The organism is Microbacterium pygmaeum (assembly GCF_900100885.1).
Taxonomy (GTDB): Bacteria; Actinomycetota; Actinomycetes; order Actinomycetales; family Microbacteriaceae; genus Microbacterium; species Microbacterium pygmaeum.
In genome coordinates, this window is the sequence record NZ_LT629692.1 from 723,807 (window position 1) to 745,070 (window position 21,264).

Annotated in this window: 17 protein-coding genes; 11 read left to right on the plus strand and 6 right to left on the minus strand. The window is 68.9% G+C overall.

The window, feature by feature from the left end:
* Positions 1-288: 288 nt before the first annotated feature.
* Both BLT19_RS03390 and BLT19_RS03395 read right to left on the minus strand, forming a co-directional pair.
* Positions 289-1,473 (minus strand): 4-hydroxybenzoate 3-monooxygenase, encoded by a 1,185-nt coding sequence (locus tag BLT19_RS03390; protein ID WP_091486337.1) that lies wholly within the window; start codon positions 1,471-1,473, stop codon positions 289-291.
* A gap of 94 nt (positions 1,474-1,567) precedes the next feature.
* Positions 1,568-2,323 (minus strand): IclR family transcriptional regulator, encoded by a 756-nt coding sequence (locus BLT19_RS03395; RefSeq protein WP_091486340.1) that lies wholly within the window; start codon positions 2,321-2,323, stop codon positions 1,568-1,570.
* Positions 2,324-2,380: 57 nt separating this feature from the next.
* On the opposite strand from BLT19_RS03395, the gene BLT19_RS03400 reads away from it, so the two are divergent.
* The 11 genes from BLT19_RS03400 (at position 2,381) to BLT19_RS03450 (ending at position 15,110) form a co-directional block, all read left to right on the plus strand.
* Positions 2,381-3,391, plus strand: a complete 1,011-nt coding sequence (locus BLT19_RS03400; RefSeq protein ID WP_231917774.1) for an acyl-CoA thioesterase — start codon at positions 2,381-2,383, stop codon at positions 3,389-3,391.
* Between the two features lie 92 nt (positions 3,392-3,483).
* Positions 3,484-4,221 (plus strand): 3-oxoacid CoA-transferase subunit A, encoded by a 738-nt coding sequence (locus BLT19_RS03405; RefSeq protein ID WP_091486343.1) that lies wholly within the window; start codon positions 3,484-3,486, stop codon positions 4,219-4,221.
* On the plus strand, positions 4,218-4,925 hold the full coding sequence (locus BLT19_RS03410; protein ID WP_091486347.1) for a 3-oxoacid CoA-transferase subunit B: 708 nt from the start codon (positions 4,218-4,220) through the stop codon (positions 4,923-4,925). Before BLT19_RS03405 ends, BLT19_RS03410 begins: the two co-directional genes overlap by 4 nt.
* Positions 4,922-6,091 carry a thiolase family protein gene (locus tag BLT19_RS03415; RefSeq protein ID WP_091486352.1) on the plus strand — a complete coding sequence of 390 codons (1,170 nt, stop codon included), beginning with the start codon at positions 4,922-4,924 and terminating at the stop codon, positions 6,089-6,091. The genes BLT19_RS03410 and BLT19_RS03415 overlap by 4 nt, the downstream gene beginning before the upstream one ends.
* Before the next feature lie 129 nt (positions 6,092-6,220).
* Complete coding sequence (locus BLT19_RS03420; protein ID WP_091486356.1) at positions 6,221-7,009, plus strand: IclR family transcriptional regulator domain-containing protein; 789 nt, start codon at positions 6,221-6,223, stop codon at positions 7,007-7,009.
* Between the two features lie 123 nt (positions 7,010-7,132).
* A complete protein-coding gene (locus tag BLT19_RS03425) occupies positions 7,133-8,434 on the plus strand; it encodes a C-glycoside deglycosidase beta subunit domain-containing protein (protein WP_091486360.1) in 1,302 nt (433 codons plus the stop codon).
* A gap of 38 nt (positions 8,435-8,472) precedes the next feature.
* Positions 8,473-9,948 carry a C-glycoside deglycosidase beta subunit domain-containing protein gene (locus BLT19_RS03430; RefSeq protein ID WP_091486365.1) on the plus strand — a complete coding sequence of 492 codons (1,476 nt, stop codon included), beginning with the start codon at positions 8,473-8,475 and terminating at the stop codon, positions 9,946-9,948.
* Positions 9,945-10,859 (plus strand): alpha/beta hydrolase, encoded by a 915-nt coding sequence (locus BLT19_RS03435; RefSeq protein ID WP_091486370.1) that lies wholly within the window; start codon positions 9,945-9,947, stop codon positions 10,857-10,859. Before BLT19_RS03430 ends, BLT19_RS03435 begins: the two co-directional genes overlap by 4 nt.
* Entirely contained in the window at positions 10,856-12,019 is a 1,164-nt protein-coding gene (locus tag BLT19_RS03440) for a GDSL-type esterase/lipase family protein (protein WP_091486375.1), read from the plus strand. Before BLT19_RS03435 ends, BLT19_RS03440 begins: the two co-directional genes overlap by 4 nt.
* Entirely contained in the window at positions 12,016-13,485 is a 1,470-nt protein-coding gene (locus BLT19_RS03445; RefSeq protein ID WP_091486380.1) for a family 43 glycosylhydrolase, read from the plus strand. The genes BLT19_RS03440 and BLT19_RS03445 overlap by 4 nt, the downstream gene beginning before the upstream one ends.
* On the plus strand, positions 13,482-15,110 hold the full coding sequence (locus BLT19_RS03450) for a DUF5597 domain-containing protein (protein WP_157681742.1): 1,629 nt from the start codon (positions 13,482-13,484) through the stop codon (positions 15,108-15,110). The genes BLT19_RS03445 and BLT19_RS03450 overlap by 4 nt, the downstream gene beginning before the upstream one ends.
* Before the next feature lie 33 nt (positions 15,111-15,143).
* Here BLT19_RS03450 and BLT19_RS03455 read toward each other — a convergent pair whose 3' ends face one another.
* The 4 genes from BLT19_RS03455 to BLT19_RS03470 form a co-directional block, all read right to left on the minus strand.
* Positions 15,144-17,315 carry a glycoside hydrolase family 3 N-terminal domain-containing protein gene (locus BLT19_RS03455; RefSeq protein WP_091493219.1) on the minus strand — a complete coding sequence of 724 codons (2,172 nt, stop codon included), beginning with the start codon at positions 17,313-17,315 and terminating at the stop codon, positions 15,144-15,146.
* A gap of 82 nt (positions 17,316-17,397) precedes the next feature.
* A complete protein-coding gene (locus BLT19_RS03460; protein WP_091486384.1) occupies positions 17,398-18,690 on the minus strand; it encodes an ABC transporter substrate-binding protein in 1,293 nt (430 codons plus the stop codon).
* A gap of 214 nt (positions 18,691-18,904) precedes the next feature.
* Positions 18,905-20,203 (minus strand): ABC transporter substrate-binding protein, encoded by a 1,299-nt coding sequence (locus BLT19_RS03465; RefSeq protein ID WP_091486388.1) that lies wholly within the window; start codon positions 20,201-20,203, stop codon positions 18,905-18,907.
* Positions 20,204-20,342: 139 nt separating this feature from the next.
* Positions 20,343-21,248, minus strand: coding sequence for a LysR family transcriptional regulator (locus BLT19_RS03470; protein ID WP_091486391.1), 906 nt, complete (start codon positions 21,246-21,248; stop codon positions 20,343-20,345).
* Positions 21,249-21,264: the final 16 nt, after the last annotated feature.

Consider the following 21,264-nt stretch of genomic DNA (forward strand, 5'->3'; position numbering starts at 1 on the left):
CGCCCGACCCGACGGGGCGCACCTCACCTTCTCGGCCTGGGAGCCGGACCTGCGGCAGCAACGGGGTGCGGGTGTTCAGAACTCAGGAAAGAGGGCGCCATCGGTGCTCTCGGCACGCCCATCTGCCCGTTTTTCCTGACGGAGTCACCGGTGCGCGAGCGTGTCCTGACGTTGTCACCGGTGCGCGACGTGTCCTGACGTTGTCACCGGTGCGCGATGTCTCCTGACATTGTCACCGGCGCACGACGTCGAGTCCGCCGGTCGGGCGCGCTCGAGACTCAGGCGGCCTCAGCGGCCCTCGAGAGGCCAGCCCGTGTACGCCTCGGCGAGGTAGCGACGACCGGCCTCGGACTCCACGACCGATCGCAGTTCGCCGACCTGCCGCAGCCGGTCGAAGTCGGTCGCATCGGGTCCGACGTGCAGCATGCTCGTCATCCACCAGCTGAAGTGCTGGGCCTTCCAGATGCGCTTCAGCGCGGTCTCGGGGAAGGCTTCGAGCAGTCGCGAGTCGTCGTCCAGCAGCAGCGCCTGCAGCGCGTTGTTGAGGAGGACGACATCGGCCACGGCGAGATTCATGCCCTTCGCGCCGGTGGGCGGCACCGTGTGCGCGGCATCGCCGATCAGCGCCACGCGACCGCGGAGCAGCTCGTGGGCGACGAAGCTGCGGAAGCGCAGCACGTCGCGCTGGAAGATCGGGCCCTCGATCAGGGTGTGGCCGTCCACGCGGGACTGCAGGTCGTCCCAGATCTGCCGGTCGCTCATCGCGTTCGGATCGAGGTCGGGGTCGCACTGCAGGTACATCCGCTGGATCGTCGCGCTGCGCTGACTGATCAGCGCGAAGCCGTTCGGGGAGTTGCTGTAGATGAGCTCGTCCGAGCTCGGCGGCGCCTCGCAGAGGATGCCGAACCAGGCGAACGGGTACTCCCGGAAGTAGCCGCCCGTCGACGACCCGCTCACCGCCGCGCGGGCGACACTGCGTGATCCGTCGGCGCCGACCACGAAATCCGCTTCGATCTCGAGCGGCCGGCCCTCGGCATCCGTCGCGATGACCCTCGGGCGGTCGGTCTCGGCGCCTTCGACCCGCTGGGCGGTCACGTTGAAGCGGAGGTCCTGGCCCTCGGCGAGCCGGACGGCGATCAGGTCCTTCAGCGCCTCGTGCTGCGGGAAGAGCCAGACGGCCCGGCCGACGAGCGCCTCGAAGTCGATCCGGTGGCCCTCGCCGGCGAAGCGCAGCTCGACGCCCTCGTGACGGTTGCCCACCGTGCGCACGCGGTCCGAGGCGCCGGACTCGCTGAGGATCTCGACGGTGCCCTGCTCGAGGATCCCCGCGCGGATGGTGTGCTCGATCTCGTCGCGGGTGCGGGAATCGATCACCACGGACTCGATTCCGGCCTTGGCGAGCAGATGCGAGAGCAGCAGGCCGGCGGGGCCGGCGCCGATGATGGCGACCTGCGTGCGGACGGTATCGGTCATGTCGTCTCCTTCGACGGGCGATCGGGTACGCACCAAGTGTGACCGGCGACGATCGACTGGGGGATTTTGTTCCCGTTCAACGGGAATCCGGCTCTCAGCGGCGATCGGCGCTCAGCGCGGCGCGGATGCCGGCTGCTGCCGCCGTCAGCTGCTCCAGCGCTGCCGAGGTCGGCGCATCCCGGGGGAGCACGACCGAGAGCGCGGCGATCACCGTGCCGGCGCCGTCGCGGACGGGCACCGCCACGCCCGTCGAGACCGCCTCGATCGAGCCGGGGGCCACGACATGGCCGAGCCGCCGCACGTCGGTCAGGGTGCGACGCAGGATCGCGGCATCCGTGATCGTGTCGGCGGCGATGCGCACGAGCGGTTCGGCCAGGACCCGGTCCTGCAGTGCTGTCGATGCGTACGCGAGCAGCACGAGGCCGGACGACGAGGCGTGCAGCGGGAGCCGTCCCGCGATGCGCGTGATGTTGGCGCCGGAGTCGGGCGAGGACAGTCGCTCGAGGAAGAGCGCCTCGTCCTGCTCGAGGACGGCGAGCTGGGTGTGCTCTCGGATGACGCTCTGCACCTGCTCCATGAACGGCATCGCGGCCTGACGAAGGCGCAGTGCGGCGGAGCCGCGCAGGGCCAGTTCCCACAGCCGCATGCCGATGCGCACGCGGTGCTCGTCGTCGCGTTCGAGCAGCCCCGCCTCGACGAGCGCATCGACCTGACGGTGCGCCGTCGAGGATGGCAGGCTCGCCCGACGGCCGATCTCGGCCGCGGTCTGCACGGTCCGCTCGGCCGAGAACGTCTCGAGGATGCGGACGATGCGCTCGGTCACCGAGTCGCCCGACGACGAGTTGGCCATGCCGCCCAGCGTGCCACACCGCCACGGTGCGCGACTGTCGCACCCTAGGCTGGCGCCGTGGAATCACCGACAGAGGCGCCGGGTCGCGGCGGCGCACGCGACGACCGCATCACCCTGCGATTCATGACGACGCCCGCCGACACCGCCGCGGGCGGCCGTTCCGTCGCCGCCGGCAGCGTCATGGAGTGGATCGACAAAGCCGGGTACGCCTGCGCGGTCGGGTGGGCTGGCGCGTATTGCGTCACCGCGTACGTCGGCAACGTCAGGCACCGCAGGCCCATCGCACCTGGAAGTCTCATCGAGGTCAATGCCCGGATCATCCACACCGGTCGAACGAGCATGCACGTGGTGGTGACCGTCTCCTCGAGCGAGGTCGAGCACCACGATTACACCCCGGCGACGACGTGCGTGCTGATCTTCGTGGCGAAGGGACCGGACGGCAGGGCTGCGCCGGTGCCCGCGTGGGTCCCGACGTCGCGGTCGGACCGCAAGCTCGCCGAGGCGGCGCTCGAGCGGATCCCGACCAGATCCGGGATCAAAGAGCTCATGCTGGCGCAGGAATACACCGCGGAGTCGACGGCGCCGAGCGTGACTCTGCGGTTCCTGGTCCCGCCCGGCGTGGTCAACTGGGGCGGGAAGGCGCACGGCGGCACCGTCATGCGGTGGATCGACGAGGCCGCCTACGCGTGCGCAGCGGCGTGGGCGCAGGACGGCGATGGTGCGAGCGAGGCGATCGCGGTGTACTCCGGCGGCATCCACTTCTTCGCGCCGGTCCGCATCGGCGACCTCGTCGAGGTGGAGGCGCGGCTCATCCACACCAGTGCGCACAGCATGCACCTCAGCATCCGCGTCTCGTGCGCCGACCCGCGCACCCCCGACGAGCGCTCGCTCACGACGCTGTGCATGAGCGTCTTCGTCGTGCCGGGATCCGGCGGCGTCGCGCTGCCGGTGCCGGCGTGGCATCCGTCCACCGCAGAGGATCAGCGCCTCGACGCGCATGCGCGTGAGCTCATCCGCCTGCGCGAGGAGATCGTGCCGATTCCCGCGTCGCTCACGCTGGAGCCGTGACGTCCTCGGTTCCCAGCCCTGGACGGCGGCATCCACGTGTTGGTAGTCTTGTCCAGCGAACACGCGTTCGCACAGCGAACACGGAGGCGCGGATGATCGACAAGACCGTGACGGATGCTGCGACCGCCGTCGCCGACATCCCCGACGGCGCCACGGTGATGATCGGCGGGTTCGGCAGGGCCGGGCAACCGGTCGAGTTGATCGACGCGCTCATCGCCAGGGGCGCGCGGAACCTGACGATCATCAACAACAATGCGGGCAATGGCGACACGGGCCTCGCGGCACTCTTGGCCACCGGAGGCGTGCGCAAGATCATCTGCTCGTTCCCGCGGCAGTCCGACTCGTGGGTCTTCGATGGCCTGTATCGGGACGGGAAGGTCGAGCTCGAGCTCGTCCCGCAGGGAAACCTCGCCGAGCGGATCCGCGCCGCGGGCGCGGGCATCGGCGCGTTCTTCAGTCCGACCGGCGTCGGCACGCAGCTCGCCGAGGGGAAGGAGGCGCGCACGATCGACGGTCGCGACTACGTGCTCGAATACCCCATCCACGCGGACTTCGCGCTGATCAGCGCGCTGACCGCCGACCGCTGGGGCAACCTCGTGTACCGCAAGACCGCTCGCAACTTCGGGCCGATCATGGCCTCCGCCGCGGCGACCACCATCGCGCAGGTCGACCAGATCGTGCCGCTCGGCTCCATCGACCCCGAGACGGTCGTCACACCGGGCATCTACGTGAACCGCGTCGTCGCGGTGGGGCAGCGGCGCTGGCTCAATGGAGATGTGTTCGTCGGCGGTGTGACCGTCGAGGGCGACCGGTTGGAGGCATCCGCATGAGTGACACCGCACCCGCCACGCGTATCTCCCGGCAGGACCTGGCCGCTCGCATCGCCGCGGACATCCCCGAAGGCGCCATCGTCAATCTCGGCATCGGCGCCCCGACGCTGGTCGCCGACTTCCTGCCCGCCGACCTCGAGATCATCCTGCACACCGAGAACGGCATGCTCGGGATGGGCCCGCAACCGGCGCCCGGCGAGGTCGACCCCGACCTCATCAACGCAGGCAAGCAGCCGGTGAGCGAGCTGGCCGGGGCAGCGTTCTTCCACCACGCGGACTCGTTCGCGATGATGCGCGGCGGTCACCTCGATGTCTGCGTCCTCGGCGCGTTCCAGGTCTCGCAGACCGGCGACCTCGCGAACTGGTCCACCGGCGCGTCCGGCGCGATCCCGGCCGTCGGCGGCGCGATGGATCTCGCGATCGGCGCGAAAGACGTCTACGTCATGACCGACCTGCTGGCCAAAGACGGGTCGTCCAAGCTCGTCGAGGCCTGCACGTATCCGCTCACCGGCGTCGGCTGCGTCACCCGCGTCTACACCGACCACGCGGTCTTCGACGTCACGCCGGAAGGATTCGCGGTGCGCGAGGCGTTCGGCGACAACACGATCGAGTCGCTCGCGGAATCGACGGGCTTGACGCTCCGCCCTTCGACAGGCTCGGGGACCGCGCTGGCGCAGGACCGGACACAGAAGGAATCGACATGACCGCGAGCTTCATCTACGACGCCGTCCGCACCCCGTTCGGCCGGGCAGGCGGCGCCCTGGCCGGGGTGCGCCCGGACGATCTCGCCGCGGTCGTGCTGCGTTCGATCGTGGAGCGGACGGGCCTTGACCCGGCGCGGATCGACGATGTGATCTTCGGCGACGCGAATCAGGCGGGCGAGGACAACCGGAACGTCGCGCGATTCGCTGCGCTGCTGGCGGGGTTCCCGACGACTGTCACCGGCGTCACGGTCAATCGGCTGTGCGCGTCATCGGTCGAGGCGGTGATCCAGGCGTCCCGCGCGATCGAGTCCGGCGATGCGGAGATCATCCTCGCCGGGGGAGTCGAGTCCATGAGCCGCGCCCCCTACGTGGTCGAGAAGTCCCCCAAGCCCTACCCGGCCGTGAGCAACCAGACGATGTGGAACACCGCGATCGGCTGGCGGATGACCAACCGTGCGCTGCCGAAGCACTGGACGATCAGCAACGGCGAGTCCGCGGAGCAGATCGCCGGGCAGTGGCACCTGAGCCGGCAGGCGCAGGACGAGTTCGCCGTGCGCTCCCACCGGCTCGCGGCCAAAGCCTGGGCGGACGGGATCTACGACCGGGAGACCGTCGCTGTGCCCGGGGTCGATCTGGCCCGCGACGAGGGCATCCGCAGCGACAGCACCGTCGAGAAGCTCGCAGCGCTCACGCCGCTGTTCGCTGCGGACGGCACCGTGACCGCGGGCAACTCGTCGCCGATCAACGACGGGGCATCCGCCGTCCTGGTCGCCGGCGAGGGCGTGCTGCCCGGCGAGCCGCTCGCCCGGATCGTCAGCCGCGCGTCGCACGGCGTCGACCCCGATCAGTTCCCGATCGCCCCGATCGAGGCGGCGAACAAGGCGCTGGCGCGTGCCGGGAAGACGTGGGCCGATGTCGATGTCGTCGAGCTCAACGAAGCCTTCGCGTCGCAGTCGCTGGCCTGCATCGCCGGGTGGCCGGACCTGGACCCCGAGAAGGTCAACATCCATGGCGGTGCGCTGGCCATCGGGCATCCGCTCGGGGCGTCCGGGGGTCGCATCCTCGGGCACGCGGCGCACGAGCTGAAGCGCCGCGGCGGGGGCATTGCCGTCGCGGCGATCTGCATCGGCGTGGGTCAGGGCCTGGCCGTCGTCCTGGAACGGTGAGCGCTGCCCGATGCGCCGCGGCGCTCCACCCGAACGGGCATCTGCGTCCCGAGCGGGCGCATCGTGCAACGCCGGGACGTGCCCGCTCGGGCCGGACATGCCCGCTCGGCCGAGGGCCGGAGTGGGCCGATGGGCCAAGATGAACGGGTGAGCAGCCCAGAGTCCGGCGATGTCGTGCAGTCCTTCGCCCGAGGACTCGAGGTGATCCGGGCGTTCGATGCGCAGCATCCGGACCTCACGCTGAGCGAAGTCGCCCGTCGCTCCGACATCACCCGCGCGGCGGCGGGCCGCTTTCTGCGCACTCTCCAGACGCTCGGCTACGTGCGGTCGGACGGAAAGTCGTTCGCGCTCACCCCGCGGATCCTCGAGCTCGGCTTCTCCTACCTGTCCGCGTTGTCGCTGCCCGAGATCGCGCAGCCGCACCTCGAGAGCCTCTCGCGCGAGGTCGATGAGAGCGTGTCGGCGGCTGTGCTCGATGACACCGACATCGTGTACGTCGCCCGCGTGCCCACGCGCCGGATCATGAGCGTTCGCATCACGATCGGCACGCGGTTCCCGGCATACGCGACCTCGATGGGGCGAGTGCTGCTGGCCGGACTGCCGAACGACGAGGCGGATGCCGTGATCGAGGCATCGGATCTGGCGGCGCTCACCGACCGCACGCTCACCTCGCCCGTCGAACTGCACGCGGAGATCGATCGCGTCCGTGAACAGGGCTGGTCGCTCGTGGACGGTGAACTCGAACCGGGGCTCCGCTCGATCGCCGCACCGCTGCGCGGCCGAGACGGGCGCGTCATCGGCGCGGTGAACGTCTCGACGAGCGCGACGCGCGACTCCCTCGCGCACATCGTCGAGTCGTACCTGCCTCCGTTGCGGGCGTCGGCGGACGCGATCGAGAGGGAGTTGCGGCTCGTCTAAACGCTTATGCTCGCATCATTCGTTCTTATGCACAAAACTGACATTGAGTTGTTAGTCTGAGTCAAGGCGACCGCGCGCACTTCGCGCACCGGTGTCGGGCGCCCGCACAGAGAGCGAGCATCGATGCTTCTCGAAAGAGACCTGATCCAGGCCGTCGGATTCCGCAACGTCCGTGAAGGCGACCGTATCGTCGGCTTCCAGTTGCGCATCCGGATGCCGTCCTATCGCGGCATGGCTGCGTCGCTGATCGACGGCATCAGCGTGCGCGTCGGCGACCACGTCGACGTACCGGCCGATGTTCCGCTCTGGACCTTCGCCGGGCGCACGTACACGCTGCAGCAGCTGTGGGACAGCGACGGTGTGCGGTGGCCGCTGGAGGAGGCGGCCGTGATCACGGTGCCGCTCGCGGGTGGACTGCCCGAGGGGACGCACGAAGTCTCGATCGAACTGCGCCTGCGCATGTCGTACATTCCGCAGGAGCATCAGCCCTCGACGTACCGCGAGTCGCGCCACATCACGCTGTCGCCGGAGACCGACGGAGGCCCGTTCAAGTACGGCGTCTCGCTCTACAGCTACATGACCGACTACGGCACGGTGCTGGACCTCGAGACCGCCCTGGCCGCCGTCGCCGACGTCGGGGCGACCGGGATCGAGATCCTCGGGGAGGGGCACATCGCCGGCTACCCGAACCCGACGACCGAGTGGATCGATCAGTGGTTCGCACTGCTGGAGAAGTACTCCCTCGAGCCGACGAACTACGGTTCATGGATCGACACGCGGCTGCACTCGAGCGGCGTCAACGCCCGCGATCTCACCGCGATCGAAGGCGCCGAGATCCTGCAGCGCGACCTGCGGCTCGCCAGGACGCTGGGCTTCCGGTTCGTCCGCCCCAAGATCGGCGTCGTCTCGAGCGACCTCGTTCCGCACCCGATCTGGACGGAATCCGTCGAGCGTTCGCTTGACCTCGCAGCCGACCTCGATGTGATCATCTGCCCCGAGATCCACTCGCCGACCCCGATCAAGCACGAGGTGGTCGATGACTACATCGACCTCATCGAGCGCACCGGGACGAAGCACTTCGGACTTCTCCTGGACACCGGCATCTTCCAGGACCGCCCCATCCCGCTGCGTCCGGGTGAGCTGCCCGGACGGCGTCCGGCGTTCCTGGACGGCATCGGCGTGGACCCCGCCGACATCGCCGACATCGCGAAGTACGTCGTGTTCATCCAGGCGAAGTTCCACGACATCGACGAGAACCAGGAGGATCAGCAGATCCCCTGGGCGCCGGTGCTGCGTGCGCTGAAGGATTCCGGCTACACCGGTTACCTCTCCAGCGAATACGAGGGCGAGCGCGCGCCGTGGCGTTCGATCGAGCAGGTCCGCCGCCAGCACTCCCTCATGCGCCAGATCGCAGACACGCTCTGAGCCGCGGCACGCGACGCAGACCAACCAGGAGACCTCTCATGCCCAACGGACTGATCCACGCCGACAGCCTGCGCGTCCACCCCGAGGGCCTCGCGCTCTCGCTCACCCTGCCCTGGTACCGGAGCCTCTGGCTGTCGTCGGTCACGTCGCTGGAGCTCACGATCGACGGCGTGCAGGTTCCGGCCGACGACCTGTCGTTCGAGCTGCAGGGCGTGCGGTACGCACTGGACGAACTGCCCCAGCAGAGCGACGTGCTCTGGTTCCTGCAGGAGCACCCCCTGCTGATCGTGGCGCGCGAGCGGCCGGTCGAGCTCGGCGAGCGCCATGAGGTCACGCTGATCGGCCAGCTCCGACTGCCGTACATGCAGATCGCGCCGGGTGCCGACGGAGGACCGGGCATGTACGTGCCGAACTTCGTCCGCGACGTCAAGACGCTGACGGCGACGGATCGGGATGCCCCGGCCCCGGCGCTCGTCTCGGACGTGCCGCCCCCGCCTCCGGCGACGGACGCCGATCCGTTCCAGCTCGGCCTCACCCTGTACTCGGCGAGCGCCGAGTTCCGTGCCGGCTGGTACGACTTCGACGGACTGCTCGACCGGGTCGCCGAGCTCGGCATCGGCCCGGGCATCGAGATCGTCGCATCGCAGGTCGTGCCGACCTACCCGGTCGTCTCGGACGAGTTCGTGCGCACCTGGCGCGCGGCGTTCGACAGGCACGGCTTCGCCGAGAGCTCGTTCGGTGCGAACCTCGACATGGGTCGCCGCCGCGATCGCGACATGACACCGGACGAGGAATTCGCGTTCAGCGAGCTGATGTTCCAGGGTGCCAAGAAGCTCGGCTTCCCGCTGGTGCGGATCCAGAGCGCCAAGCCCGAGCTGCTGAGACGGCTGCTGCCGATCGCCGAGAAGCTGAACCTGAAGCTGGCCTACGAGATCCACGCACCCATGGGTCCGAACGCGGACGCAGTCCTGAAGGTCCGCGAGACGTACGCCGAGCTGGACTCGCCCCTCCTCGGCTTCGTCGCCGATTTCTCGTCCACCATGCACTCCATGTCGCCCACCCTCCTTCGCGCCGTCCAGCGCGCCGGGCTGGACGACGAGGCGCTGCAGACGCTGCAGGCCATCTGGGCGACCGAGGCGACGATGCAGGAGCGCCAGCAGGAGTTCATCGGCTACCTGAAGGGGCGCGACTTCGATCCGGGGCGACTCGGATCCTTTGCGCACCTCGCGTTCAACATGCACGGTCACGTCGCTCCGCAGGAGTGGGCCGACATCATGCCGCAGATCCTGCACGTGCACGCGAAGTTCTACGACATCGACGAGAACGGCCAGGAGCCGGCCATCGACTACCCGGAGCTCGTGCGAGTGTTCGTCGAGGGCGGATACCGCGGCTACTGGTCCAGCGAATGGGAAGGACATGCATTCGCCGAACTCGGCGAGGTCGACCCGCTGCTGCTCGTCCGCAAGCAGCACGACCTGATCCGCCGGTCGATGCGCGAGCTGCAGCCGGCATGAGTGATGTCGAGGCGCCGGACTTTCGCCGCATGCCGATCGCGGATGCCGTCCGCTGGCTCGCCGAGCACGGTGAGCCGGCCGACCCGCGGACCGACATCGACACCGCATCGTTGAGACGCCGATTCCCGCACCTCGAGAACGTCGTGACGGCCGACATCCGCATCGACGGACCATACGGCAGGCTCGTCCCGGCACGGCTGTATCGGGATGCCGCTGCACCCGCGTCCGGTCGGGCCTTGGTGTGGGTGCACGGCGGCGCGTTCATCGGCGGGTATCTCGACATGCCCGAGGCGAACTGGGTCGCCCTCGAGCTCGCCTCGCGCGGGATCCCGGTGCTGTCCGTCGATTACGTCAAGTGCCTCGGCGACGTCCACTTTCCCGAGCCGACCGACGAGGTGCGCTCAGCGTGGAACCACGCCGTCGCACACGCACAGGATCTCTTCGGCGTCGACGCCGGCGCGGTTCTTCTGGGCGGCGCGAGCGCGGGCGGCAATCTGACGGCCGGGGCGGTCGCGCAGCTGCAGGATGCCGGTGACACGGTGCCCGCCGGGCTCATCCTCGTGTACCCCGCTGTGCACCCGAACAGTCCCGCGGCATCGGCCGAGGTCGACCTCGCATCGCCGCACGGACAGCTCGCGCTCAACTTCGCCGGATCGGATCAAGCTCTGCGTGACCCGCACGCGTTCGCCGCGCTCGGCCGCGTCGACGGCTTTCCCCCTACCCTCGTGATCGTCTGCGAGAAGGACGACCTGCGCCCGTCGGGAGAAGCGTTCGCCCGTCAGCTCGGGGGTGCCGGAATCGAGGCGCACGTGCACCTCGAAGAGGACGCCGGCCACGGTCACATCAACGAGCCGTCCGACCCGACCGCGCTGCCGACGATCGAGGCGATCGCGGACTGGATCGACCGGTGAATCGACAGACCGCCCATCTGGTCCGCGGTGCGCTGCGCGGAACGGTCGACGTGGAGGAACGGCCGACCGGCCTGTTGCCGTTGCGATTGCCGATGAGCGCCAGGGCGCAGTCCGATTCCGACTGGATGTGGTTCGCCGCGGAGCAGGCATCGGGAGTGCGCTGCGAGTTCTGGACCGCTGCCACGTGGATCGAGCTGACCGTGCACACCACCGGGCTGCACCTTCCGTGGGTGCCCGAGCAGGTGCGCTGGGCGGTGTTCGCAGCGACGGTCGGCGGGGAGGCTGTCGAAGATGCACGCGTGACGGGTGGATCCGAACTGCATCTCGCTGAGCCCGGCGGCCCGCGGTTCGTCCAGGGCGAGCCGGTCGTCGTCCGCTTCGAACTCGGCGGAACCGGACTCGAGGAGCGGCGGGTGACCATATGGCTGCCGCAGACCGACACGGTGGAGATCCGCGATGTGCGCGCCGATCTGCCGCTGTCGCCTGCCGAACCCATCGATCAGCTGCGCTGGTGGCATCACGGCAGCTCGATCAGCCACTGCATCGAAGCCGAGACGCCCCGCGGGGTCTGGCCGGTGGCCGCCGCCGACCGACTCGATCTCGATGTGACCAATCTCGGATTCGCCGCGAACGCGCACCTCGACCCGTTCACGGCGCGTGCGATGCGCGACTCCGGTGCCGACCTGTTCAGCCTCAAGATCGGGATCAACATCGTCGGCGGAGACACCATGAAGCGGCGCACGTTCATCCCGGCTGTGCACGGGTTCCTCGACACGGTCCGTGAGGGTGCTCCGACCGCTCCGATCCTCGTGATCTCGCCGATCCTCTGTCCGATGCACGAAGACACCCCGGGCCCGACCGTCACCGACCCCGAGACCGGCGAGCGGCACGGGACGCCGAGCACGACGCCGGACGTCCTCGAGCCGCCGCTCACGCTCCGCGCAGTGCGGGAGATCCTCCGAGACATCGTCCATACTCGCTCGGTGGAGGATCCGAATCTCCTCTACCTCGACGGGCTCGAACTGCTCGGAGCAGACGACGTCGCCGAGTTGCCCGACGGGCTCCACCCGAGTCCCGCCGGCTACCTGCTGATCGCCGATCGGTTCGCGGCATCTCCGGTGGTGTCCGCCTGGATCGGCGAATCGGGGCCGAAGCGATGACCTCGTTCACGAACCCGATCCTGCCCGGCGACCGCCCAGACCCGGCGATCCTGAAGGTCGGGGACGACTACTGGATGACCTTCTCGTCGTTCGAAGCCGCCCCGGGCCTGCTGCTCTATCGATCCACCGACCTGGTGAACTGGACCTACGTGTGCGCGGCGCTGCCCGAGCCGATCGGCAACACGTTCGCGGTCGACATCGCCGAACACGACGGCCACTTCTTCATCTACATCCCGTTCATCCCGACCGCGTGGTCGACGCTGACTGATGCGTCCATCTTCGTCATCCACGCGCCGTCGATGAGCGGTCCGTGGTCGGCGCCGATCGACCTCGGCATCCGCGGAGCGATCGATCCCGGCCATGTCGTGGGCGAGGACGGTCGCCGCTATCTGTTCGTCAGCGGCATCCGCCGCATCGAACTCGCCGCCGACGGACTGTCGACGGTAGGGGAGCTCGAGAAGGTCTACGACGGCTGGCGCTATCCCGACGACTGGGTCACCGAGGCGTATGCCCTGGAGGGGCCAAAGCTGTTCCGGCGCGGAGAGTGGTTCTACCTCGTCAGCGCCGTCGGCGGCACCGCCGGACCGGCTACCGGCCACATGGTGATCGTCGCTCGTTCGCGGTCGGTGCACGGCCCGTGGGAGAACCACCCGCGCAACCCGATCGCGCGGACGACGGATGCCGCGCAGCGCTGGTGGTCGCGCGGTCACGCGTCCCTCGTGCCGGGCCCATCGGGCGGCGACGACTGGTGGATGGTCTCGCACGGGTATGAGAACGGCTACCGGACGCTCGGCCGACAGATCCTGCTCGAGCCGGTCCGTTGGACAGACGACGGCTGGCCCGAAGCTGCGGTCGCCGACATCGGCGGTCGGCTCGAGGCTCCGCGCGGGGCCCAGCCGCAGCATCCGTCCCCATCCTTCGACGACGACTTCGCGGCGCTGCTGCTCGGCGAACGGTGGGCCTTCCACGCGCCGGGGCCCGGGGAGGCCGACCGGCTGAGGCTGGAGGACGGCCTCCGACTGGCCGGCAAGGGGACCTCGCCGGCCGACACGTCGCCGTTGGCGATCCTGACTGGCGATCACTCGTACGAGATCGAGGTGGACGTCGAACTCGACGGCTGCGGCACCGAGGCGGGTCTGCTCCTCTACTTCAACGATCGGCTCTTCTGCGGCATGGGGATCGACGGCGATCGCATGCTCAGCTATACCGGCGGCATCCGCTCACACTGGCGTGAGCCGGTGCCGCCCACCACACGCATCAGCCTGCGCATCCGCAACGACGAGCACATCGTCACCGGCTGGTACCGGCTGCCGGGCGGCGAGTGGACGCGGCACGGCGTGCGCTACGAGACCTCGGGGTATCACGCCAACACGATGGGGGATCTGCTCAGCCTCCGACCCGCGCTGTACGCGGCCGGGCCGGGCGAGGCGCGCTTCGCTCATTTCCAGTATCGGAGACTGTCATGACGCCTGCACCCAGACCGTGGAGCCTCTCTCGCGAGGCGCCCTTCGTGCTCCGCCGTCACGGCGAGCCCGCGCTCCTCGTCGGCGGGCAGGTCTTCAATTCGGCGTCGTCGTCGCCGAAGGCGATCGCCGACTCGTTCGCGCACGTCGCTCTCCTGGGCGCGAACGTCGTGCTGTCCCCGGTGAGCTGGGCACTGAGCGAGCCGGTCGAAGGGTCCATCGACTTCGCACTCGTCGACATCATGCTGGCCGAGGCCCGGCGGCACGACCTTCGCCTGGTGCTCCTGTGGTTCGGCGCGTTCAAGAATGCGGCCTCGACGTATGCGCCGACATGGGTGCGGCGAGACCCGCAACGGTTCCCGCGCGTCGTGGTCGAGCCGAAGGGCATGCAGGCCTTCAGTTACGAGGGTGCGACGTCCAAGCCCGTGCTCTCGGTCTTCAGCCCGGAGCTGCGTGAGGCCGACGCGAAGGCATTCGAGGCGCTCATCGGGCACCTGGTGGATGCCGATCCCGACGGCACGGTCGCGATGGTCCAGGTCGAGAACGAGTCCGGCCTGCTCTCCGACAGCCGCGATCGCAGCCCGCTGGCGGAGGCGGCCTGGGAGGCACCCGTGCCGTCCGCGCTGATCGACCACGTGCGCTCGACGCCGCCCGGAAGCACGTCCGCCCGACGGCTCTGGGAGGCCAACGGCAGTACGGGGAGCGGATCCTGGCCGCAGGTCTTCGGGGAGACGCCCGCAGCCGACGAGGTCTTCATGGCGTGGGCCATCGCAAGCTACGTCGAGCATCTCGCCGGCCGCGGCAAGGCGATCGCAGACATCCTCCTGTACGCGAACGCGTGGCTGGGTCCGCAGCCAGGTCAGGACACACCCGGGCAGTACCCGAGTGGTGGCCCGGCATCGACGGTGCTCGACCTGTGGCGAGCAGCCGCCCCATCTCTCGCGCTGCTCGGACCGGATCTGTACGTGGACGACGCCGATGCCGCGATGGCACAGTACGCTACGGGCGTCCAGCCGTTCTTCGTGCCGGAATGCCGCCTCCGCGCCGCCGAACTCGTCCGGGCGATAGGAACGCACGGCGCCGTGGGATGGTCGGGGTACGGCCTGGACCTGGCCAACCCCGATGCGCAGCTGGCCGCGACGATCGCCTTCGTCGCCGCGCTCGAGGGCGAGATCGCCGACGCGGCGCAGCACGGCAGTCTCCGCGCGATCGTGCTCGAGCCCGGTGTCGAGCTGGAACGCACGCACATCGACGGCATCGACATCACGGCGCGCGGTGCGCGCGCGCTGCTGCGACGGATGCTCCTCGATGTCGGAGTCGACATTCCCGACACGGAACTGCAGGTTCCCGACGAGACGCTTCCCAATTCCCAGATGGCCGCCCACGGCGAGAGACGACCGTTCGCCCTGATCGCCGGAACCGGCACCGACGAGTTCCTCGTGATCGGGCGCGAACTCTCACTGGACTACTCCGCCGCTGACTCGCGGGTCGAGATCGACTCCGTCCAAGAGCTGCTCATCGACGACGGTCGCGTCGCTTCCGGGCGTGTCCTCAACGGTGATGAGCGTCTGCTGGTGCTGCCGAACGATCGTGTCGGCGCCGCCCGCATCAGGCTGATCCGGGTGTGACGCAGGAGGCCGCCGACGCGCTGCCGCTGCAGATCACCCAGTGATGTCCAGCCGCAGGAGCTCTGCATCGCTTCCGTCCGTGATCGTCAGAACGAGCTCGCCGGGCTCGATCAGGTACTCGCTGTCGTCGGTCCAGAAGCCGAGGTCGGCACCACCGAGCTCGAACATCACCGACACCGTCTCGCCCGCGGGCACGGTGACCCGCCGGAAGCCCCGCAGGCGCTGGACAGGCAGCGCGATCGAGGCGACGGGGTCGGCGAGGTAGACGAAGACGATATCGTCTCCCTCGCGCTCGCCGACGTTCCGGACGGTCGCGTGAACGGTCAGCAGCGCGCCTGACCGCAGCTCGGCGAGGCTGACGGAGGTCGCAGACACGGATGCCTGCTCGATGCGGAAGCTCGAATAGCCGAGCCCGTGTCCGAAGGCGAAGCGCGGACCGCGCTCGAGATCGAGGAACTTCGACGTGTAGGAGTCGTCCAGGTTGTTCGGCCCCTGCAGCCCCACATCCCAGCGATCCGTCGCGAGCGAACCGCCGGTGCTGGCGGGGCGCCCGGTGCGCTCCGCGTCGTGATGGATCGGGATCTGCCCGACGGATCGCGGGAACGTCATCGGCAGGCGACCACCCGGATCGACCTCGCCGACCACGACACGGGCGATGGCCTCGGGGCCGCGGGTGCCGAGATGCCAGGTCAGCAGCACCGACGGGGCGCGCTCGATCCAGTCCTCCACGACGAGCGGGCGCCCGGTCGCCAGCAGCACGATGAACGGCACCCCGGTGTCGGCGATCGCGTGGATGAGGCGTTCCTGGGGCCCCGGCAGCCGGATGTCGCTGCGCGAACTCGCCTCGCCCGAGATGGCGCTCGGCTCGCCGACCGCGACGATCACGAGATCGTGCTGGGTGGCGAGCTCAGCCGCGTCGGAGATCTGCTGCGCTGACGGCGCGAGGAAGTCGGCGCCCGGCGAGGTCGTCCAGGTCGCGTGCGGCAGCTGCTCGCGCAGCGCGCCCTCGAGGGTGCCCGCACCTGCGCCGAAGTGCTGGACCCACGCACCGAGGTGATCGGTGCTCTGCGCGTAGGGACCCGTGAGCAGGATCCGGCGGTGCTCGTCTGGAACGGGAAGCAGGGCCGGCTCGTTCTTCACGAGAACGATGCAGCGTTCCGCGGCCCGCTGCGCACGCTCGAGGGTCTCGGTGCTGGGTGCCGTGCGCTCGGCGGAAGCGTCCGTGTACGGGTTCTCGAACAGACCGAGCGCGATCTTCAGTCGAAGGATGCGCATGACGGCATCGTCGAGGCGCGCGGTGTCGACCTCGACCGGATCGAGGAACGGCTGCCCGCCCGCGACCAGTTCTGTGCCACCCATGACGATGTCCAGTCCCGCGTCCAGCGACAGCCGCACGGCGTCTCGCTCGTCCGCGGCGACACCGTGCACGGCCAGTTGCGCCACACCGTCGGCGTCGCCCACGACCACACCGTCGAAGCCGTACTCTCCCGCGAGTATGTCCGTCAGCAGACGTCGGTGCGCATGCATCGGTGTGCCGTTGAGGGAGTTGAATGCCGCCATGACCGATGCCGCTCCGGCGTGGACGCCGCGGCGGAAGGGCTCGAGGTAAGTCTCGCGCAGTCGACGCCACGAGACGTCGGTCGTGTTGTAGTCGCGCCCCGCTTCGGCGGCGCCGTATGCGACGAAGTGCTTGAGGCATGCCGCCAGTGCGTCAGAGGCCGCGAGGTCGTCGCCCTGGTAGGCGCGGACCTTCGCGGCGCCGAAGGCGGATGCGAGGAACGGGTCTTCGCCGAAGCCTTCGACGACCCGACCCCATCTCGGGTCACGGGTGACGTCGACCATGGGCGAGAAGGTCCAGTTCACGCCGCCCGAGCGCGCTTCGGCGGCGGAGACGCGCGCATCCGCTTCGGCGACGGTCGGATCGAAGCTCGCCGCCTGGGCGAGCGGGGTGGGGAAGATCGTGAACTGCCCGTGGATGACATCCAGGCCGATGAGGAGCGGGATGCCGTGGGGGCTCTCCTCGACCGCAGCGCGCTGCAGTGCGTTGGTCTGCTCGGCGCTCTGCGGCCAGAACAGCGCGCCGATGCCACGGCGGGCGAGGTCGAGCGCGTCGCCCTGGTCGCGGCGCCACAGGATCTGCAGTTGCGCGAGCTTGTCGGCCTGCGACATCCGCGCGAGCAGCTCATCGATATCCGGCGCTGTCATCGTCGTCCGATCAGAGATGTGCAGGACAGGTCGAAGGCCGTCCGGAGTGTTCCGGACGGCCATCGACGAGGGTCGGTGGGGGCTACTGGTCCCAGGCCGCGTCCATGTCGGCCAGCACCTGGTCGACCGTCTTCTGGCCGGTCAGCAGCGCCTGGACGCCGGTTCCGAGCGCGTCGTAGACGGCCGGGTTGGGCCAGGTCGCGTTCGGCAGGCCGGCGTAGTCGCCGTCTGCGAGCAGGTCGCCGATCGGCGCATACTCGGGCAGCAGCGTCGCCTGGTCGATGCCCGTGATCGGGACCGAGCCGGACAGGTCGGCGTACGCCTTGGCGTTCTCGGGCTGGGCGACCCAGTCGAGGAAGGCCTGGGCAGATGCCTTCACCGCGTCGTCGGAGGATGCGTTGATGCCCCAGGCGTAGTTGGCGCCCGTGACGGTGAACGCCTTGCCGCCGTCGGCCGGCGGGAACGCCTGGACGTTGACCTCTGCGCCCGTGGCGCCACCGATCGAAGCGGCCGCGCTTCCGGGTACGGCTGCGGTCAGCGACGTGCCGCCGCCGAGACCGGCCGTGATGTTGTCGAACGTGCCACCTGCAGCGCCGTCCTGGAAGCAACCCGTGTCGTTCATCTCGATGATGTCGTTGAGCACGTCCTCCCAGCCGCTTTCGGCGAAGGTGACATCGCCCGCTGCACGCTGCTCGTTCCAGTCGGGGTCATCGGCGTAGACGCGCGTGGCGGAGATCAGCATGGAGAACAGGCCGGTGTTGAACGAGATGCCGCCCGCGAGCACGGTGAAGGACTTGCCCGCGCTTCGCGCGTCCGCGCACGCCGTCAGGAGGTCTTCGTACGTGGACGGGTATTCGATCCCGGCCTCGTCTCCGGCCGTGACGTTGAAGACCATTCCCACCGGCGTAAGCGCGGTCGGCTGGGCGAACGTGTCGCCGTCGATCTGGAACTCGGCCTCTGCGCCGGCGGGGAGAAGCCCTGCCGAGGTCGCGTCGAGCGGCTCGAGGAATCCGGCGTCGGCGAGCGTGATGACCGAGATCGGCTGACCGGTTCCGGGCGCAAGCACCATCATGTCTGCGGCGTTTCCGGCCTGCAGCTGCGTCGTGACCTGCGTGTTGTACGCGTCGCTGGGGTAGGGGATGACCTCGATGGGCACGCCCGTCTCTTCGCTGTACTTCGCCGCGGTCTGCGCGTAGAAGTCATCGGCGTCGTTGGCCTGAGCGACCATGAGCGAGAAGCCCGTGGCCTCGGGGTCACCGCTGCTGTCGCCACCGTTGTCGGTCGAGCCGGAGCAGCCGGCCAGGACCAGGACACCGGCGACGGGGAGCGCGAGAAGCGACCACCGGAGGTGCCGCGAAGTGGAGTGCTGTGACATGTCGAACCTTTCGTGACGTCATTGTCGCCAGCAGGTGCCGCTGGCTCGGCTCGGGAAGCCGCACTCCCACTGTCGCATCATTTGTATCTTTCCGACATAACCATCCCTTATGTGCGGCAATAGAGGCAGTGATCCGCTACCGGCGTGACGAACTCACGAGGAACGCCACAGCCCAGCGACCGAGGTCCCTGGGCTGTGGCGGATCGTGTCGGGTCTACGCGTCCCAGGCAGCGTCCATCTCGTCCAGCACTTGATCGACGGTCTTCTGACCGGTCAGCAGGCCCTGCACGCCGACCGCGAGGGCGTCGTACACGGCAGGGTTGGGGAACGTGGCGAGCGGGGCCTCCACGAACGAGCCCTGCTCGAGCAGTTCGCCGATGGGCTGATACTGCGGCGGCAGGTTGTCGGCGGTCACGCCCGTGATCGGGACGAATCCCGCGAGGTCTGCGAAGGCCTGAGCCTGCTCAGGCTCGGCGGCCCAATCGAGGAACGCCTGCGCTGACTCCTTCGCGTCGTCCTCCGCCGCTGCGTTGATCGCCCACGCGTACCCGGCGGAAGCGACGATGGAGGCCTTGCCACCTCCAGACGCGGGGAAGGCCTGCACCGTCAGGTCCAACCCGGTCGCCCCTCCGATGGAGGCGGCAGCCGAACCGGGCACGCTCGCGCTGAGCGACGTCTGGCCGCCGATACCCTGAGTGATCGAGTCGAACGTTCCACCTTCGACGCCGTCCTGGAAGCAGCCGGTGTCCTTCATCTCGACGATCGTCTCCAGGACATCGCGCCAGCCGCTGTCGGCGAACGTGACCTCGCCCGCTGCGCGCTGCTCGTTCCAGTCCGGCGTGGTCGCGTATACCTGCGTGGCGGAGATCACCATGGCGAGCAGGCCGTTGTTCGGTGGGGCCGAGCCGGCGAGGACGTTGAACGTCTTGCCGCCCGCCCGCGCGGTGCCACACGCTGCGAGCAGATCCGCATACGAGGCCGGATAGTTTTCGATGCCGACGTCGGCCGCTCCCGCGGCGTTGTAGAGCAAGCCGGTCGGGGTCAGCGCCGCCGGCTGCGCGTAGATCTCGCCGTCGACGTCGTAGAGGGACTCGGTACCTTCCGGGATGATGGCGGCCGAGGTGTCATCCAATGGCTCGAGAAATCCTGCCTCGGCAAGGGTGATGACGGAGATCGGCTGACCGGTGCCCGGAGAGAGGATCATCATGTCGGCCGCGTTCCCGCCCTGCAGCTGGGTCGTGACCTGAGTGTTGTAGCCGTCGCCCGGGTAGGGGATCACCTCGATCTCCACACCGGTCTCGTCGGTGTACTGAGCCGCGAACTTCCCCCAGTAGTCATCGGCGTCGTTCGACTGGGCGACCATGATGGAGAAGCCGACACCGGCGGCGGGCGCATCAGTGCTTCCGCCGTCATCGTCGGTGGAGCCGGAACATCCGGCAAGAACCAGCACACCGGCGAGGGGGGCTGCGATCAGAGCCCACCGGACGTGTCTGTTGGTGGATAGCTGTGACATGTCGAACCTTTCGTGACGTCATTGTCGCCGGCAGCTACAGCCGGCTCGGCCCTCGGGGCCGCAGTTGACACTGTCGCACCATCTGCATGATTCAGACATAACCATCCGTTATGTGCGGCGGTACGATCACTGATCCGTTTCAACCGTCGGTCGTCTCCAGCGTCCCGGCCGCCTCCACCGCGACACTGCGGAGCCAGCGGTGTGCCGGGTCGTGTTCGTGCACCGGGTGCCACCACATCGTCTCGGTGATCCGTCCGAGCGCGAAGGGCGGTTCGGCGACCCTGACTGATGCCGTCGCGGTGAGGCTCGCGACGCGCCTGGGCATGAGACCGATCCGGTCAGTACCGACCACGAGATGCGGCACCGCGAGGAAGTCCTCGGTGATGATCGATGCCCGGGGTTCGACTCCCGACTGGTTGAGGTGATGCAGGACGGAAATGACGGGTGTCCGCGGATGGTACGGCATGACCCATGGGCGTTCGCTCATGTCCTGCAGGCTCAAGCCCGGTGGCGAGGTCGGATCGACGGACACCACGCATGCCCAGTCATCGCTGTAGAGATCGAGGTGAGGAACGTCGGTGAGGATCCCCTGCGGCAGGACGACGGCGTCGACGGTCGGCAGCCATTCGAGGGTGGGTGCGATGAGGCGAGCCGTGCTGTGCTGGAAGCTGACCCGCACATGCGGCGCGCGGTACCCGATCAAGTCGGCCAGGGCGCGGCCGAAGATGGGCAGTTGCGCGTCGGACATCACGATCGTGAAGTTCCGCTCCGACGTCTCGGGCGCGAATGTCGGCCGCGTGTCGAACACGCGGTCGGTCCACGCCAGCGCGTGGCCGGTTGATTCGAGCAGGCGCTCGGCCACCGGGGTGAGGGTGTAGCTGTTGCCCTGACGCACGAGCAGCTCATCGCCGAAATGTCGGCGGAGTCGCCCGAGCGAGATGCTCAGAGTCGGCTGGCTCAGCCCGAGCCGCGCCGCCGCCCGACTCACACCACGCTCCTCGAGCAGCGCATTCAATGACACGAGCAGATTCAGGTCCAGACCCACGAGCGATCCTTTCGGT